We start from the raw sequence: 16,591 nt of genomic DNA, 5'->3' as shown, positions 1-16,591 counted from the left end.
CCTCAGAGCGTGACCAATGCCTACGGACTGCATGGCGTCACCTACTTCCCGCACAGTCGCATCGCCGGCCTGGACGCACGCACCGCCGGCTTCCTGAGCACCGTCGGGCTCCCGACCTCCGAGGTGTTCACCTCTCGCCTGGACATCGAAGACCCTTACGGTCCGGACGTCGACGCGATCACACTCGGCAGCCGCTTCGACCACTACGGCATGCGGTGCCCCCTCGAGAGCCGCTCATGGTGGAGTCTGGGATACCTGTTCACCTCGCTGCTCGCACTGGACCCGAAGTCCGGCAAGATCTACGCCTTCCCCGAAGGCGCAGTCGGCTGCATCGAGCTCCACCGCGACATCGAGTCGCTCGTCTTCGCCCTCGTCGAACTCCGGAGACTCGAGAACGACCACGAAGACGACGTCGACCCCGGGGTACTGGCCGCCCGGTTCCGCGAAGTCGTCGAAGCCTTCGACCCCACCCCGTTCGAAAGCGAGGACTCCCAGTGGATCCTCTCCCTCGAAGAGCTCGAGCACGGCATCTGGTAGAGCCCCCGATCGGAACGGCATCGACCGGGTCGGCGCAGAGCGGAGCGCGCGCAGATCAGGTCCGCGGCCGACGGTGGGCCGACCACCGCCGCACCCGTGAGGCCATCGCGTGGAGGTACCGCACGTGCTTGCCCTGGCGTGACGTGCCGGAAGAGCTCTGATCGTTCCAGACGGCTCGCCCACGGCTGATCAGGTGGGCCGTCGACGGCCATGGGGAACGGATCCTCGCTCCTCTGCCATTCAGTGCACGATGATCACTTCATGGACGACCTACTGAAGTTCATTCACGCCCGGAACGAGGCCGACAACCATGCCTACGCCGAGGTGGCCTACCGCTTCGGCGGAGAGGCCATCCTCGGCAGTCACCTGCCCATGCTCGACCTGATCAGCATGCTTGCGCAGGCCTACGAGGCGATGGAGCCCGCAGAGCCACGCTTCGACGGAACCACCTACACGCTCCGCGTTCTAGCGCAGTCCTACGACGAGCATGCGGACTACCGCGAGGAATGGCGCCCTTAGAGTCCCATCAAAGGGACAGGCCCCAGGCGTGCCCACGATCCGAAGGCGCCGGATCGTGGTCTTTCAGGCTCGGGTGCCCGTCGGCAGGAAGGCGAGGCCCGTCGGCGTGTTCAGGCCGGTGGTCGGGAGCGTGGTCTGGCCGCCGCCTGCCTCCTCGACGCGGACCACCCGGTTGTTGAACCCGTCGGCGATGTACAGGCCGCCGCAGCCGTCGAGCGCGAGACCGAGCGGGTCGCTGAGACCGCTGGTGGGAACGGTGGTCTGGCCACCACTCTCCGCGATCTTCACGACGCGGTTGTTGCCACTGTCGGCGACGTAGAGGTCCCCCGCCGCACTGAGTGCCAGCCCGGTCGGCTGGGAGAGGCCGACGGTGGGGATCGTGGACTGGCCGCTCCCGTCACCGGCCACCTTGACGACGCGGTCGTTGACGAAGTCAGCGATGTACAGATTCCCGGCGGCATCCAGCGCCAGCCCCCAGGGGTGCAGCAGCCCTGTGGTCGGTACGGTCGTCTGGGTGCCGCTGGCCACGGACACCTTCACGACCCGGTCGTTGAAGCTGTCGGCGATGTAGAGGTTCCCCGCCCGGTCCCATGCGAGCCCCAGAGGGCGCGAGAGGCCGTCGGTGGGAACGGTGGACTGGCCGCTCCCGTGCGCCGGCATCACGACCACACGGTTGTTGCCGGTGTCCGACACGTAGAGGCGGCCGTCTACGTCCCCGACCATGCCCGTCGGCCGTACGAGCCCCTCGAAGGGCACGGGCGTCTGGTCGTCGCCCCTCGCGGGCAGGGTGACGACCTGGTTGTTGCCGTAGTCGGACACGTACAGGGGCGCATGCGCGGAGGGCCGACCGCCTTGCGACGGGGTCGCACCCGCTGTCGTCATGGGCAGCGTGCACAGCGCTACGAAACCCACCGCGGCGGCGAGCCGACGGGCCCATCGGCGCGAGGCACGCCCCATCGAGGGCGCGAAAGTCACCGTTCCGGACCCGGCCGTCGTACTTGCCATGGCTCCCCATCAGTCTCAGCGGCCGGCCCACTGCCGCGCCTGCCCCGACCATAGGAAAGGGCACCGGCCGAAGCAGGAACCACGCCGCCCACCCGGCCTCAGGCCACCCCAACGTCCCAGACACCGGGCTCAAGGGACGCGGTGCTCGACCCCTGCGACGGCCGACATCGCGGACGGTCGAGCGCACGACGTCCTGGCTGAGCGGTTGCCGTCGCCCGCACGGCCGATACGAGCGCCAGGCCGAGCACTGCCCGGCTGCGCCGCGATGGGGTCCTCAGCGTCGCGGTGCTGATCACGCTCGTCCTGACGATGCCGTCGCTGCCGCCAGTTGAGGCTGCCCGCCTGGGTGTGCCGCGCGGCATCCTGAAGGGTGTCACCACGCGTTTCGCACCGCCTCAGACGTTCCTGGTGGTCCTGACGCGCTCGTACGTACACCTACGTCACTCCGTTCCTGGACAGGTCACCGGCGCCGGAATGCAGACGATCACCATCTGCCGGGCCGCATCGGCCCGGCGCCAAGCACGTTGGCGGAACCATCACCTGCTCGGAGCAGTCACGGGCGTTGCCGCCCGACAGGACGAAACCGATGGGCGGCGGACCAAGACTGCGAAAGCCGCGGTAAACAGGCTGCGAGCGTCCGTCGCCATGCTCGGAACGGCCCGTATACGGCGGAACGGCCCATGGACGTCAGAGCCAGCCGTTGCGGCGGAAGCCGCGGTGGATGACGAAGCAGGCGACAGTCATGACGCCGAGGACCAGGGGATAGCCGTAGGTCCAGCGCAGCTCGGGCATGTGCTCGAAGTTCATGCCGTAGACGCCGCAGACCATGGTCGGGACCGCGATGATGGCGGCCCAGGCGGTGATCCTGCGCATGTCCTCGTTCTGCGCGACGGTCACCTGCGCGAGGTGGGCCTGAAGGATCGAGTCGAGCAGGGTGTCGTACGAGGCGACCTGCTCGGTGACCCGCGCAAGGTGGTCGGCCACATCGCGGAAGTACGCGCGTATCTCGGCCGCGATGATCGGCACCGGCTCGGACGCCAGCCGCTGGAGCGGCCGACCCAGCGGTGCCACGGCCCGCTTGAGTTCGAGGAGCTCGCGCTTGAGCTGGTAGATCCGGCCGACGTCGCTGCGGTGTCCCTGCTCGGAGAAGACCGCGGTCTCGATAGCGTCCAGGTCGTCCTGCACGGCCTCCGTGACGGCGAGGTAGTCGTCGACGACATGGTCCGCGATCGCGTGCAGCACCACGGATGGCCCCTTCGCGAGCTGCTCGGGCACCGACTCCAGAGCCTCACGGAGCGGGCCGAGCGAGCCATGCCCGCCGTGGCGGATGGTGATGACGAAGTCGGGCCCGATGAAGGCCATCAGCTCGCCGGTGTCCACCACCTCGCTGGTGGCGGTGAGCTCGTCGTGCTCCACGTAACGCACCGTCTTGAAAACGGCGAACAGAACGTCGTCGTACTGCTCCAGCTTCGGCCGCTGGTGAGCGTGGACGGCGTCCTCCACTGCCAGCGGGTGAAGCTCGAACAGCTCGGCCAGCCCCGCGAACTCCTTCTCCTCCGGTTCATGCAGACCGATCCACACGAAGCCGTCGCCCGACTTCCGCACGCGCCGCACGGTCTCCTCCACCGACCGGACGCCGTCCTGCCGCACCCCGTCCCTGTAGACCACACAGTTGACCACCGCGCTGCCGAGCGGCGAACGCGACGGGTGACTGAGGTCCACGGCACGCCGGTATGTCCGGCGGACGGCGCTGCGCAGGCGGTGAATCATCGACACGAGGTGCTCCTTCGGCAGATCGCCGGCCAGTCTGCCAGCAGCCTGTTTCGGACAACAGTCAGTCACACCGCGCGCTACGAGCCTGGCTCGTCTGCCTGACTGGCACGGACGTACGCCGCAAGCACGGCAAGGTCACGGGCGAAGAATTGCCAGACGGCAACGGAGGAGAAGAAGAAGAGGAGACAAGTGACCTCGATGGCCGAGTCAAGGCCGAAACTGATCAAGGCGACAGAGAAGGCGATCGTTCCCCGAAGCGAGGGCGACCTCCGCCTCGACGACCGCTTCGGGTGATGGTTGAGGCAAGCTGCAGCCGTATGCGACGGGTGGGGCATCTCGGCGGGCTGGGGGGGGGACGGCGCCCCGGGGGCAGGGAGTACCCACCGTCCTCCGCAGCGGCCCTGCTCATCGGCGTCCGGGCCACTACCCTGCCTGGGCCGGCACTTCAGCCTGCGTAATGCTCTCCGGACACCGAACCTGGTCTCGGCGTCATGGGTCAGGTCGCGGTGGGGATGTGGCGTGCTGCTGCGACCTTGGCCATCGTCCGGAGTTTCGCGAAGTAGGAGGCGCAGTACTCCGAGTTGATCAGGGTCACGATCTTGTCGAGGTCGGCAATGCACGCCCAGAGGATGGCGATGCCACTGTCGTCGAGGCCACCGTTCAGCTCTCTCTGAACGAGGCCGGCGACGTCGGAATCCAGAAGGATCAGCTCCACGCCCTCGACGTCGATGCCCCGGAAGCTGTCGGGGTACGGCGAGCGCCGGTGTTCGTCCCACAGCAGGGCGAGCTGGTCTTCAGGCTGTAGCGAGCCCGTGTGGACGGCTGCCCCGGCGACCGCAGCGGGTGGGCGAAGAAGAAGGTCGACCGCATCGAAGACGACCCGCACCATGGCGACGGCCCCGGTCGGGTTGAGGGCGGCGCTCGTCACAGTGCCTTGCGTGAGACTGTCGCGCAGTCGTCGGACGCGGTCGAGTTCGGCCGCGAGGTCGGCTGTGATGAGTCCGGTGACTGTGGCTCGCTCGATCAGGGTGTGGAGCGGTCCGCTCAGCTCCAGCCGCTCGCCGAGGACGTGCTCCAAGGCGATGAGAGAATGCGTGACGGCGACGGTGGCGAACTCGTACCGGTAGTAGGAGTGTCGGATGAGCTCGCGGGACGTTTCCAGCGCGCTCATGACGTGCATCGACGCGCCGTCGGGCAGAACGAGGTCGGCCACCAGCGCGTCCATGTCCGCGAAGTCAGGAACGACGCCGCGGACACGCGGGTCCTGCACCGGCAGGGAGAACAGGCGGGCCGGCGGCGGAAGAGTGGTCACCCGTGCAATGGGATCATCTGAAGGTCGTGGTGCCAACGGATTTTCTCGGCGGTCGGCAACCTGGAGCCGTCGCAACCGTCCGCACGTGGGCAGTGTCCGCTGTCCCTCGTGCCACGCCGAGTTCCCGGATCATGGAGATCGGACTCGGCTGCTTGGTCGAGTCGCAGAGGCTTCAGAGTTTCAGCTGACCTCAACACGGCCGGGAGGGCCATGCGCATGAGTCCTCGACATGGGGCACCCGCCCGGTGCAACGTGCGACGGCGTCCCGGGCGGGCTCTCCCTTCATCGTCCGCCTACGCGCCCGCGTGCGCACGCCGGGCGGGGTGTCAGCAGGCCTGCTGCTTCTCACCCTTCTTCTGCATGACGGCTGCACCCACAGCACGGCGGACGACCTGGGGGCGTTCCAGGTGAGAGGCCTTCCGCCCGACGACCGCGCCCGTCGTCCTTCCAGGTCCCGCTGCGGCCGGCCGCAGCGTTGCGACTCGGTCGACCACCGCGAACGCCATGCGGTCGAGTGCGGGATCAGCCGTCTCAAGCGGCGCCGTCGCCAGCCGCTACGACAAGCTCGCCGGCCGCTACGAGGCAACCCTCTCATCGCGGCCATCAACGAGTGGCTGTGATCAGCACGCGTCGCTAGAGCTCGTAGTCCTGGGCCAGATCCTCCCAGCGAATGTCACGAAGCGCGAGATCGGCATCTTCGCGCGACGGGATGTCCGGTGTGGGTTGGAACCAGACCACGGTGAGCGCGGAGCGATGCAGCACCGGGTCGAGCTCAGGAGCGACCACTGCCGACCGGAAGGAGCCGATGCAGGCCACCGAAGGCAGCGTCTCGACAGGGCCGAAAGCACCGGCGGTGCGGTCTGGGTACTCGCGGCGGGGCGGTACGAGATGGACCGGCGCATAGGAAAACTCACGTTCAGCCTGCCGCTGGAGGCCGCTGACCCTCATGTCGTTGATGCGTTTGAACGGGTAACCCTCCAGCAGGCCTCCATAGGTCGAGGACATCCGCAGTTCAGCGAGCTCGATCGAACGACCAGACGAGAGGACTATGTGACTCAGCGGCATGCCGACACTGTAAGCGTGTACTCCGTCTTGAAACACGACAGGGGTTTCGACCTGACGAGCCGTGCCAGCGACCTGGCTACCTCACACTCCACGACTTGCACGGCGGAGTCCTCTGCCGCAGTCAGCCGGCTCCGCTGGTGTGCGGTTCGTAGTCGGCGAGGGCCTTCTCGCCCTACGGGGAACGGCCTGTGACCGCGTACAGCGGGGCTCATTCGGCCTAGCGTCGCGCGCTCCGAGCATCGGCCGCTCATAGCGTGGGATGACGCTCGCACAGCACCCAGGAGGACTTCCGATGAGCAGTCGCAGCCTGGTCGCCGGCATAGCCCTGGCGATCGTCTCTGTCGCCCCGTTGTCCGGCGTCGCTCACGCTCAGGCTCTCGACTGCCGCGACTTCCACTTCCAGGAAGACGCCCAGGCGGAGTTCGACCGGGACACGAGCGACCCGAACCGGCTCGACGAAGATCAGGGCCCTGACGACGGCATCGCATGCGAAGCGCTGCCCAGGCGCACCAGCCCAGGCGCTGTGCCGCTGGTGGCTCCGAGCACTCCTACCGTCCCGCCGACGACCCCGAGCGCTCCTACCGTCTCGCCGGTGACCCCGAGTACCAGTTCCGTTCAGCAGGCTCCCGTCGTCCCGAGCCGCGGTACCCGGGCGGGAATCGGTGGAGCATCCGGTCCGTCCGTTCTCAGCGTCGGCATCGGCCTGGCCCTGGCCATCGGAGCCACCGTCGCGGGCGGGTACCTCACCACACGGCGCCGGGCCCGCGGATCGAAACGGCCCTGAACCCATGAGGTCGTCGCCGACGATGACGAGGCGCCTGCCCTCGCGGGGCTGCGGCAGTCACCACTGTCATCGAGGAGACAGGCCCGCACCGCAGGCCGTCCGTAGCGCCTTCGTCAGTCCCTGCGGCAGCTGTACGCCGCAGCCACCTCCGCCAGGCCCTCCAGGCCGCCGTCGGCGCCACCGACCTCGCCCACGCGGGCGAGCAGGAGTACCCGGGCCGGTACGCCGGCGGCAGCGTACGCGGCGAGCCGGTGATGACCGTCCAGAACCGCACCCACCAGCCACCGCTCCTCGTGCCGGGCCTCCACATACCGGTCGTCGATCCAGCCGAGGACCACGGCGGCGGGCCGCTCCCCCGCCGAAATTGCGGCCGCGTGCCGGGCGACGGCCGCCGGGTCGAGCGCTTCCGGCGGCTGCGAGGGCAGAACCGCGCCGTAGGTGCACGGCACCCGGCCACCGGGAACGGGCGCGGTGAGCTGGAAGTGCGAGACGCCGGGCCAGTAGTCCTCGGGGCGGTCGCCGTCGTACGCGAAGTCGTCGCCGTCGTCCTTCGCCCTGGCTGCCGCACGGCGGTACCACCACGACCGGGCCGGCGCGGACACTCGCTCCAACGGGAGGTCGAGCAGGAGGGCGCGGTAGTGACCGGTCTCCAGCTCGCCGAGCACAGGACTCCATTCGGCGAGCAGCGCGGTGTCGATTCGGTCAAGGCGGGCCAGCCGCCCGCGCATGCGAGCCGCGATCCGGGTCGCCTCGCGGTCCGGCCAGTCCAGCAACGTCAGGCCCAGCTCGCACGTGTCGCAGAACGAGCCGACCCGGTACAGCGGCTTCCCGTCGAACGTAAGGGACCGGTCCCACCGCGGCCAGGAGGATCCGGGCGACGGCGGGTCGAGGGCGATCCGGATCCGGCCCGCACCCCCGTCGACCGAGAACCGGGCCCACGCGTCGGACTCGACGGCGACGTCCCGCACCACCACGGGTGCGCGCTCGGTGCGCCCGTCGGCCCAGGCGGCGCGCACGGCTGCCGCGTACGCCGCCCCGCTCACCCGCTCGGGCAGGAGCGGGTCGCGTCCGGTGAGCCGTACGAGCGCGTGATGGACGTCGTGGACCCGCTCCTCGCCGCTCTCGGTCAGCCATCGCAGGAGGTACGGCACGGCGGTGGGATCGCCCATCAGCTCCAGGGCGACGGTGAAGGCGGTGTGCTCGAGCCCGGTCACCTCGGACAGCCGGCCGGCGATCGGGGCCGTCCACTCGCGGGCACCGAGGCGGCCCAGTGCGAGCGCGGCGCGGCCGCGCGCGGCGGGGAGTCCGAGGAGGGCGGCGAGGCGCGGGGCGAAGGACAGGTCGCCGGAAAGCCCCATGGCATCGACGAGTTCGGGGGCGGGCGGGCCGTCGGCGCGAGCATCGCTCCCACCGGACGCCGGGAACTGTTCCCCTTCCGCGTACGCGCGCAGCAGCTCCGCGGGCAGCCTTAGCCGGCGCGCCACGGCGGCCTTCAGCAGGTCCTGGCGGTCATCTGCGACGAACGCCGGCTCGGCGAACAAGCGCAGCAACACCTCGTCACCGGTCCCGCCGAGCCCCCGGAGAAACCATGCGAGGTGGGGGCGGAAGGCGCCCCGGTCCGTGTCCGACCGGTACAGCTCCTCGACCGCCTCGGCGAGACCGCTGGGCCGGTCCTTGTTCAGTATGTACAGCGCGGTCCACGGATCGTGGGCGCGCAGAGCGGCGCGCAGACGTACCTGGACGGTGTCGTGTTCCCCCATGTGGGCAGTATCGGCCACGAACGGGCAGCACCGGCGACGGGGCGGCGACTGGCCTTGTTCACGAGAACCGGTTCTGACTCGCCTTCCGTAAAGGCATACGGCTTCGAGGACGTCGGGCCGGACTCTTCGCGGCCGGGTGCTGCTCACGGATGCGCCACTCCTGCGTTCAGGCCATGTCCGAGGCGGTTTCGGGCACTTCGACGGTTGACCGGGCCGGACGCGGACACGGGGCGGCATGGCTCTAGGCTGACCGGCATGACGAGCGCAGCCGGAGAGCTGGTGAGTGGGCGGTACCGACTGGTCGAGGCGATCGGTCGCGGCGGAATGGGCCGGGTCTGGCGTGCTCACGATGATCGCCTCGACCGTGAAGTGGCAGTCAAGGAAGTGGTGGTGCCGGACGACGCGGCATCGGGGCTACGGTCCGAACTGATCGCACGGACGGAGCGCGAGGCGCGGGCCGCAGCCCGGCTCCGGCACCCGGGCGTGGTGGCCGTGCACGACGTGGTCCACCACCGCGGCGTTCCGTGGATCGTCATGGAGTTCGTCGCCGGCCCTTCGCTCGGAGAGCTCGTCCGGACACAGGGCCGCCTCGGCTGGGAGCGCGTCGCGGACCTCGGCGTCGGGATCGCGGATGCCCTCGCACACGCCCATGCCGCCGGGGTGGTGCACCGGGATCTCAAACCCGACAACGTCCTCCTCGCCGGTGACCGGCCGGTCATCGCCGACTTCGGGATCGCCCGGCTCCTCGACGCCACCCAGCAGCTGACGGCCACTCACACCGTCATCGGCACACCGCAGTTCATGCCGCCGGAACAGCTGGAGGGCCGCCGCGTCGAGGCTCCTGCGGACCTGTGGGCGCTCGGCGCCACCCTGTACGCGGCCGTCGAAGGGCGGCCGCCGTTCGACGGGCCGACCCTGACCGCCGTCATCACGGCCGTGCTGACGCAACCCGCCCCGGCGTCCGCCTACGCGGGGCCGCTGGCGGAGCTGCTTGGTGGACTCCTGGAGAAGGACCCGGCCGCTCGTCCCGACGCCCGAGCCGCCGCGAAGAGGTTGCGGGCCCTCAGGGGCACGGCAGGCGGACCCGAAGCCCCCGCGCGTACGCCCACGGTGGTTGTGGATGTCGGACCTGCACCCGACCCCGCTCCTGACCGCGCACCGGCCGGTATCAGTCACGGGTTCGCCGACATGCCCACCGCCCCTGCCGTTCCCGACGCGCTCGAGGCAGGTCCGCGTCGCGCGGATCCTCCTGGCCCGCGCCGTCGCAGTGTCCTCCTGGGCGGACTGGCCGCGCTCGCCGCGGCGGGGGGAGCGTCCGCCCTCGCCATGCGGCAGTTCGGCGGGGACGATGCCAAGGCGTCTCCGCCGTGGACCGCGCTGACCGGCGCTCTGAGCCCTGTACGGACCCTGGCGTTCAGCCCCGACGGCACTCTCCTGGCCGGGGGATGCCAGGACCGCACCGTGCGCATCTGGGACGTGGCCGGCGGCACTCTTGCCGCCACCCTCGAAGTGCCACCGGACCCCGCCCGGGACGACTATCCGATGGAGGTACGCGAGGTCCGGTTCAGCCCGGACGGCAGGACCTTGGCGACCGGCACCAACGGCCCCATATCCCGTGTGCACCTCTGGGACGTGGCGACACGCACCCTCACCCGCACTTTGGAGCGTAGGGGCCCTGTGTCGTACCCGATGGCGTTCAGACCGGACAGCAGGATGATCGCGACCGACGGCGACGGCGAGGTCCTGCTCTGGGACGCCGCCACCGGCGCGCTCACCGGCACGGCGGGCGGCGACTGGGAAACGCTGACGGCCCTCGCGTTCAGCCCCGACGGGAAGGCCCTCGCCATCGGCGACGAGGAAGGCACGCTCCGCCGGTGGGAGCCGGGATCGGGCTCGGAGCCCGCGGCACTGAAGGCTGCGGACAGCGGCTTGCCGTCAGTGGCGTTCACGCCGGACGGAAGCGCCGTCATCAGCGGGGGCGACAAGCTACGCCTGCACGTCCGGACAGACGCGAGCATCACGCAGTTCGGCACAGAGAGGGCCGACTGGGTGATGCCCAGTCCGGACGGCCTCGCGATCGCCAGTGTGGCCTACGTCGAGGGATCGGCGAAGCTGCTCCTGTGGTCCACCGCGACCCGAACCGTCACCGGCGAGGCCGGGGTCGGCGAAGGGCTGGGCTCCGTGCCGGTCGCCCTCAGCCCCGACTGGCAGAGGCTGGCCACAGGTGGCGACGGCAACTCGGTGCGGCTGTGGCCCTTCTCGCTTCGCAACCCGCCCGGGTACGTCCACACACCCACGCCCACGAGCTCCCCCGGTTGACCTCCGGCACCACCACCCCGAGGCGGGTCAGCCAACGCCGGCCCGGCTCACAACACGCACCGAGCCCCGCTCACATCTACCCATTCGGGGACAATCATGCGGATATCGGCCATATGGCTCTTCTCTCATGCCCGTTGGGCCCGCGGGTTGAGGGGCTCACAGACGGGGTTCAGGGGCTCGCGGACGTCGTCGCTTCGTGGAGATGCGCCTCTACGGGGCCCAGGTGCCGGTCATGGGCGAGGACGATCTCGTCCGCGAGGTCGAGGATGCGGATGACGCCGTTGGAAAACTGGACGGAGACGCCCACAGCGATGTCGTAGTCGCCGTCCTGGTAGCGGATCTCTCGGACGGCGAGGATCCACTGGCCGATGAACCGGGTCACGGGGAAGCCGGGCGGGTCGCCCTCGACGGTGGTATGACCGTATTCGTCCATGCTGTAGGGGCCGTGGGGCTGGTCGATCTCCATCAACAGCCCGTCGCCCGGCGTGTGGAAGCGCACGGGGCCGAGGCCGTCCATGTGCAACCAGACATGCAGGAGCGAGGGCTCGGTATCCCGGTAGTGGTGCCAGGACGTCGTCACCTTCAGCAGACGCTTGCCGACAAGGTCCTCAGCGTTGATCATCCACCGATGCTTTCACGACGCCCCCTACCAACGGCTCCCTGGAGGAGCCGGGTTGAGTCCGCGTAACGCCTGGCGGTCGTCTGCGGTGTGACCCCCGCCACCCCGCCCGGCAGCGAGCTCGCATCCGACAATGAGGGTCGCAGCACTCACATCCCCTCTCGCATTCACCTACGTAACGGTAAACACTGTTGCCATCTCGTTAAACGTTTACTTCTTGACGACAATGTGAAGGCCTTGTTGACTTCGTGCCACCTCGGCCGCAACGTCGCGGCCTCGTCAGGGAGGCAACCCCAAAATGAACGCAGCGACGCGTCGCGCCGTCACAGCCACGGCCGCGGTGTCGATGGCCCTCTCACTCGCCGCCTGCGGCCAGGCCGGCGGCGACGAAACCGGTGACAAGGGCAGCTCGACCAAGATCGGGCTCCTCCTTCCGGAGAACAAGACCGCCCGGTACGAGGCGCTGGACAGACCGCAGTTCGAGGAGGCCGTCAAGGGCGCCTGCCTCACCTGCGAGGTCGTGTACAACAACGCGGTCTCCGACGTGGTCAAGCAGAAGCAGCAGTTCGACCAGCTGGTCGCCGACGGCGTGCGGGTCATCGCGCTCGGCCCGGTCGACGCGACCAAGGCCGCCGGCTGGGTCAAGGAGGCCCAGGGCAAGGGCGTCAAGGTCGTCGCGTACGACCGCATGATCGAGGGCGCGGACGCCTACGTCAGCCACGACAACAACAAGGTGGGCGAGCTCCAGGGCGAGGCCCTGCTCGCTGCCCTCGGCGGCAAGGCGGCCTCCGCCAACGTCGTGATGATCAACGGCGACGAGAAGGACCCGAACGCCGGTCTCTTCAAGCAGGGCGCACACACCGCCCTCGACGGCAAGGTCGGCAAGATCGCCTACGAGGCGTCCGGCGAGTGGGACCCGAAGATCGCCGGCGAGAAGATGTCCGCCGCGATCTCCCCGCCGCGTTCGCGGTCGATCTGCTGATGGATGTGCCGCTCCGCGCCAAGAGCGAAACCAACGGCGTCCCGTCGAACCTCCTCGACCCGGTGGTCGTCGACAAGACGAACATCCAGTCCACCGTCATCGAGGAAGGCATCTACACGGCCGCCGAGATCTGCACCCCCGAACTCGCCGACGAATGCGCCAAGCTGGGCCTCAAGTAACCTTCGGCCCATACCAGGAGAAACCGGGCTTTCCGCCCTGCCGAGGTGTCCACCGCCCCGGCGCTCTCCGCCCCCTTCCCGGTCCCCGGGGGTCGGCCGCGGCCATGCTCCTTGTAAAAGAGGTGAAGTCTCAACACGGCGGCGGCTGCCTAGGTTTCAGGCGAGAGCACCTGCCGGCGGGCTTCGCCATCACGTGTTGCCCGGGGAACGCGTGATGTGAGTGAAGGGCAGGAGCACCTGAGGCAGCCGGGGCTCGATCGTCCGTGCGGAGCCCACCCCGTTCGCTTCAGGTGACGTCGTGTCGATCAGAAGGCCGAAGCCGCGTGGGCGCCCGAAGGCCGTCCGCGCTCATCGATGGCGGCTTCACAGGCACCTTGTGGTGCGGCGAATCCGCGGCGTCACCGCGAGGGCTCACGCAGCTGTCCGTCGTGCCGAGATGAGCGGATATGGCCCGGCATCGTTCGAGCACGGACATACGGTTCTCCCACTGCCCTTCGAGAATCTCCTGGCGTTGCCGGCACGGGAGAACCCGCAGGGCTTGTTGTGGCTAATGCCGAGCGCCAAGGCAGGACCGCATGCCGTCCCGCGGCGGTCGCCGCACGTGAATGGTGGCGTGCTGGACACGGGAGCACTCGTTGGGGGACGGCGGGTCTCCGCGACCTGAACCGCCTGCCGTGTCCCCCAGCCCGGCTGAGGCGCTTTCTGCGAGGAAAGGCGCACGACCCCGGCATACGATTCGACACCGGGCCGCCGCGCCGGGCACTCGGCCAGGCCCGACGCGTCCCCATCGACACCGACTGCTCGCGGCGTCACCCCCTCAGGCTCAGATAGCGCATGGATCAGGCGCAATGGCGTACTCCGCCTGATGTACGTCCCGAGAAAGGGGCCAAGCGGGCGCAGGCTCGGCCTGCCCGGGTAATGCCGATCACCGGCAGGGTGGAACGCAGCCGCGCGGTGGGCTGGCCACGCCGCCCAGGTCGTAGTCTGCGTGGAGCAGCGGCAGAGGGACCTTCATATCGCCGTCGACATGGGCGGCGGAGGAGTCGCTAAGGATGCGCCTCGATGAGGACGGACCGCCACGCGTTGTTGCGCTTGGTCGTCCGTCTCGATGCGATACCGGAAGCACCCCTTCGGCAAATTCTCAACCTCAACCCAGGAATTTGGCCGTCAGTCAAGGAGGGCGAGGGCGACCTCGTCGCCGAGTAGTCGCGTCGGGCAGAAGACCCTCAAAGGAATCCCCCGGCACGCGTCCACGCGCGCCGGGGGATTCCTTGTTCAACCCTTTAGCCGAACTTGATCGCCAACCTCAGGGGAGGTTCTCGGCGAGCGCCACCCCAGAGTCGAGTTCACCTTTCTGCGCGAAGAAACCTCTCGAGGCCCCGGACGCGGGCCTTCATGTCCCCCCGGTCGAGACCTGCCGCATCTAGGTGAATGAGGATCACCGCGCTTTCGCGGCACTCAGGAAAGGTCTTCAGGTATTCCCGAATGCACGCATCCAAGGTCGTGAACATGTGGTCCTCGACCTCTGGATCTGTTGCGCCAACCCCTGACGTCCTGCCTGGTCCCGGAGGTGTAGCCAGGATGATCTCCGGCACGTCACCGTCAGTGGTGTTGAGCAGAACCTGGGCCAGCCCAGCCTCGGGGATCCCCCCATACTGCTCATGAGCCAGAGGCCACCACACCACTGCGGCATCGCAGCCAGCACCCGTATCAGGCACGATGCCGACCCTGAACTCCAGGCAGTCATAGCTCGCTAGCGCTGCCCGACAGACATCGACGGTCCCCTTGGTCGCTGACGCGATGACATATTTCATGGGCACCCAACAGCCTTGCTCATTCCCGTCATGATTCGGGGCCTGCCCAGCTTTGAAAGCACATCGTCCTCCAGAGCCACTCCCCCATCGACCACATCCGACGTGTGCGGCATGATCGATTTGGTTGGAATATCAGCCTTCTTGATGATCGTACGAATCATCGTATAGGGGCCGTCCTTCTCACCTCGGAGAGAATATGCCCGTCGCGCGAACTCGGCCGCACCGTGCTCCGTGTACGAGAAGTACTTCACCCCTTGGGTGCTCCTGAAAGAGCGATTGCTCTGAATGTCAGCCAGCTCCGCTGCAGTGACTCCACGCCACAGATAGATCTCGCCAGGACCGGGTCCGCTCTGATTGTGAACAAGGACCGGAGTCGCGCCCACCAGCACGTAATACGTATGGATGCGACTGACTGTCAGATCAAACGTCCGCTGCTGCTTCGTGTAATGCCGGACCGCTGTGGCCTCGACGGCCGAGCCGTTCGACGCACGCAGAGTCGTGCCGGCGGTGATCTCACCGGCGTCGATCCACTTCTTCAGGCTGACCGACCAGAACGGGTGGGTGTCCGTGGCGATGATCTTCGCCTTGGTCGCACCCGCCTTCACCGTGAGCTCGGTGAAGGCCTTGTCGTCCTCCGTGACGATGACGTCGAGGATCTCCTCGCCGCGGGTTTCTCCCGTGTCCGGGTCCGTGGCCAGCACGGTGTCTCCGACCGCGATGTCCTCGATGTTCTTCGACGTGCCGTCGGCCAGCAGGACCTTCGTGCCCGGGAGGAAGCTGTGCTTCCCGACCGGACAGGTCTTGCCCACGGTCTCGGCGACTTCCTCCGTCCGTTCCGCGGCCTTCTCGCCCTTCGCGAGCTTGGCGATCGCCTTGAGTCCCTTGACGGGCTTCAGGAAGGGAATGTCGGTCGCCGCCCAGCCGCACTGGGACCACGGGCCGTCGCCGATGCAGTCGGACCAGGCCTCGACGTCGGGGAGGATGAGGCTGCCGATGACCGGGCCGATGTACCGCTCGTAGAACGTCACCGGCGGAGGCGGGTTGTCGATGAACTTCATCTGCGTCGCGCGTCCGCGTCCCTTCGACGTGGCGCGGTCCGACCAGATGACCTGGTTCGCGGTGAAGGTCGAGATGTTCTGCTTGTAGCGGTAGCTCCAGCCACCGTAGTTGTCCACGAACCAGCCACTACCGGTGGAGCCGTTGTAGTGGCCCGCCCCGGTCGTCTCCCGCTTGTCGTTGTAGTCGGCGCCGCCGACCGGGCCGTCGGGGCGGAGGCCCGTCGGGTCGCTGAACGAGACGGGGTTGTTGTTGCCGTAGCTGTAACCCTGCGACTGCTGCGGGTCGTTCAGGTCCAGGATCGGGTCGACGCTGATGAAGCGGCCGATGACCGGGTCGTACTCTCGGGCGCCCAGGTGGGTGAGCGAGGTGTCCGGGTCCTTGGTGCCTCCGACGAAGCCCTTGTCGCCGATCCAGTTCGTGGGCTGGGTGCCGCGCGGGCCGCCGAAGAGGGTGGTCTTGCGGCGGGTGATCGCCTGGCCGGCGTCGTTGCTGATCTGGGTGCTGCCGGTGCCGTGGTGGTCGGCGAGCAGGAAGGTGAGCTTCCCTCCCTTGTACATGGCGCCGCCGCCGTAGTAGCGCGTTCCGGTGACCTTGCCGGCCTTGTCCTTGTGGAGCTCGTTGCCGCCGGGCAGGTACAGGGTCGTGCCGGTGGAGTCGCGGCGGATCAGCCGCTGTCCGTCGGTGTCGTAGAGGTAGCCGGTGGTGTCGGTGACCTTGGTCGTGGACTTGAGGTGGCCCTCGTCGTCCCAGACCAACGTCTCCAGGTCGGCGTTGCCGATCTTCCGGGTCTCGGTGTTGCCGGCGGCGTCGTAGGTGTACGTCTCCGTGCGCGGGTCGGCGCCGGTCTGTGTCACCGACGGCAGG

At 68.5% G+C, this 16,591-nt stretch carries 12 protein-coding genes and 2 pseudogenes; 6 read left to right on the top strand and 8 right to left on the bottom strand.

All coding sequences use genetic code 11. The annotated features are described in order from the left end of the window. The first annotated feature begins 9 nt into the window (after positions 1-9). From IF00_RS0113255 to IF00_RS0113250, 3 genes and pseudogenes are all read left to right on the top strand, one after another. Positions 10-537: an SUKH-4 family immunity protein gene (locus tag IF00_RS0113255; RefSeq protein ID WP_245234511.1), complete on the top strand. Its 528-nt coding sequence runs from the start codon at positions 10-12 to the stop codon at positions 535-537. Then, a pseudogene (locus IF00_RS48000) lies at positions 531-767 on the top strand (transposase); the annotation flags it as partial. The gene IF00_RS0113255 and the pseudogene IF00_RS48000, both read left to right, overlap by 7 nt. A gap of 31 nt (positions 768-798) precedes the next feature. After that, positions 799-1,056 carry a DUF6221 family protein gene (locus IF00_RS0113250; RefSeq protein ID WP_158710454.1) on the top strand — a complete coding sequence of 86 codons (258 nt, stop codon included), beginning with the start codon at positions 799-801 and terminating at the stop codon, positions 1,054-1,056. 63 nt (positions 1,057-1,119) lie between these two features. On the opposite strand, the gene IF00_RS0113245 is transcribed toward IF00_RS0113250, so the two are convergent. From IF00_RS0113245 to IF00_RS0113225, 4 genes are all read right to left on the bottom strand, one after another. Then, entirely contained in the window at positions 1,120-1,938 is an 819-nt protein-coding gene (locus IF00_RS0113245) for an SMP-30/gluconolactonase/LRE family protein (RefSeq protein ID WP_245234510.1), read from the bottom strand. An 810-nt stretch (positions 1,939-2,748) separates the two neighbouring features. After that, positions 2,749-3,831, bottom strand: coding sequence for a magnesium/cobalt transporter CorA (gene corA, locus IF00_RS0113240; protein WP_030317656.1), 1,083 nt, complete (start codon positions 3,829-3,831; stop codon positions 2,749-2,751). A gap of 499 nt (positions 3,832-4,330) precedes the next feature. Then, positions 4,331-5,059, bottom strand: coding sequence for a hypothetical protein (locus IF00_RS0113230; protein ID WP_245234509.1), 729 nt, complete (start codon positions 5,057-5,059; stop codon positions 4,331-4,333). Positions 5,060-5,779: 720 nt separating this feature from the next. After that, positions 5,780-6,211: a hypothetical protein gene (locus IF00_RS0113225; protein ID WP_030317652.1), complete on the bottom strand. Its 432-nt coding sequence runs from the start codon at positions 6,209-6,211 to the stop codon at positions 5,780-5,782. Positions 6,212-6,503: 292 nt separating this feature from the next. On the opposite strand from IF00_RS0113225, the gene IF00_RS0113220 reads away from it, so the two are divergent. Continuing rightward, entirely contained in the window at positions 6,504-6,995 is a 492-nt protein-coding gene (locus tag IF00_RS0113220) for a hypothetical protein (RefSeq protein ID WP_030317650.1), read from the top strand. Between the two features lie 113 nt (positions 6,996-7,108). On the opposite strand, the gene IF00_RS45605 is transcribed toward IF00_RS0113220, so the two are convergent. Continuing rightward, positions 7,109-8,755, bottom strand: a complete 1,647-nt coding sequence (locus IF00_RS45605; protein ID WP_030317648.1) for a hypothetical protein — start codon at positions 8,753-8,755, stop codon at positions 7,109-7,111. Positions 8,756-9,010: 255 nt separating this feature from the next. Here IF00_RS45605 and IF00_RS42625 point away from each other — a divergent pair, with 255 nt between their 5' ends. After that, positions 9,011-11,074: a WD40 repeat domain-containing serine/threonine protein kinase gene (locus IF00_RS42625; protein ID WP_078944661.1), complete on the top strand. Its 2,064-nt coding sequence runs from the start codon at positions 9,011-9,013 to the stop codon at positions 11,072-11,074. Between the two features lie 169 nt (positions 11,075-11,243). Here the strand turns inward: IF00_RS42625 and IF00_RS0113205 are convergent, their stop codons facing one another. Beyond that, a complete protein-coding gene (locus IF00_RS0113205) occupies positions 11,244-11,696 on the bottom strand; it encodes a hypothetical protein (RefSeq protein WP_030317644.1) in 453 nt (150 codons plus the stop codon). A gap of 295 nt (positions 11,697-11,991) precedes the next feature. On the opposite strand from IF00_RS0113205, the pseudogene IF00_RS41175 reads away from it, so the two are divergent. Next, a pseudogene (locus IF00_RS41175) lies at positions 11,992-12,854 on the top strand (substrate-binding domain-containing protein). Between the two features lie 1,346 nt (positions 12,855-14,200). Here IF00_RS41175 and IF00_RS0113190 read toward each other — a convergent pair. Both IF00_RS0113190 and IF00_RS0113185 read right to left on the bottom strand, forming a co-directional pair. Continuing rightward, the gene (locus IF00_RS0113190) at positions 14,201-14,668 is read right to left on the bottom strand and encodes a hypothetical protein (protein WP_158710453.1); all 468 of its coding nucleotides are present in this window, start codon (positions 14,666-14,668) and stop codon (positions 14,201-14,203) included. After that, a partial coding sequence (locus IF00_RS0113185; RefSeq protein ID WP_030317640.1) for a polymorphic toxin-type HINT domain-containing protein occupies positions 14,665-16,591 on the bottom strand: 1,927 nt, incomplete at its 5' end. The genes IF00_RS0113190 and IF00_RS0113185, both read right to left, overlap by 4 nt.

The sequence above is a fragment of the Streptomyces flavochromogenes genome (genome assembly GCF_000717595.1).
GTDB classification, from domain to species: domain Bacteria; phylum Actinomycetota; class Actinomycetes; order Streptomycetales; family Streptomycetaceae; genus Streptomyces; species Streptomyces flavochromogenes.
Note: the sequence above shows the minus strand (reverse complement) of the source record. Positions and strands in the feature narration are given on the sequence as shown.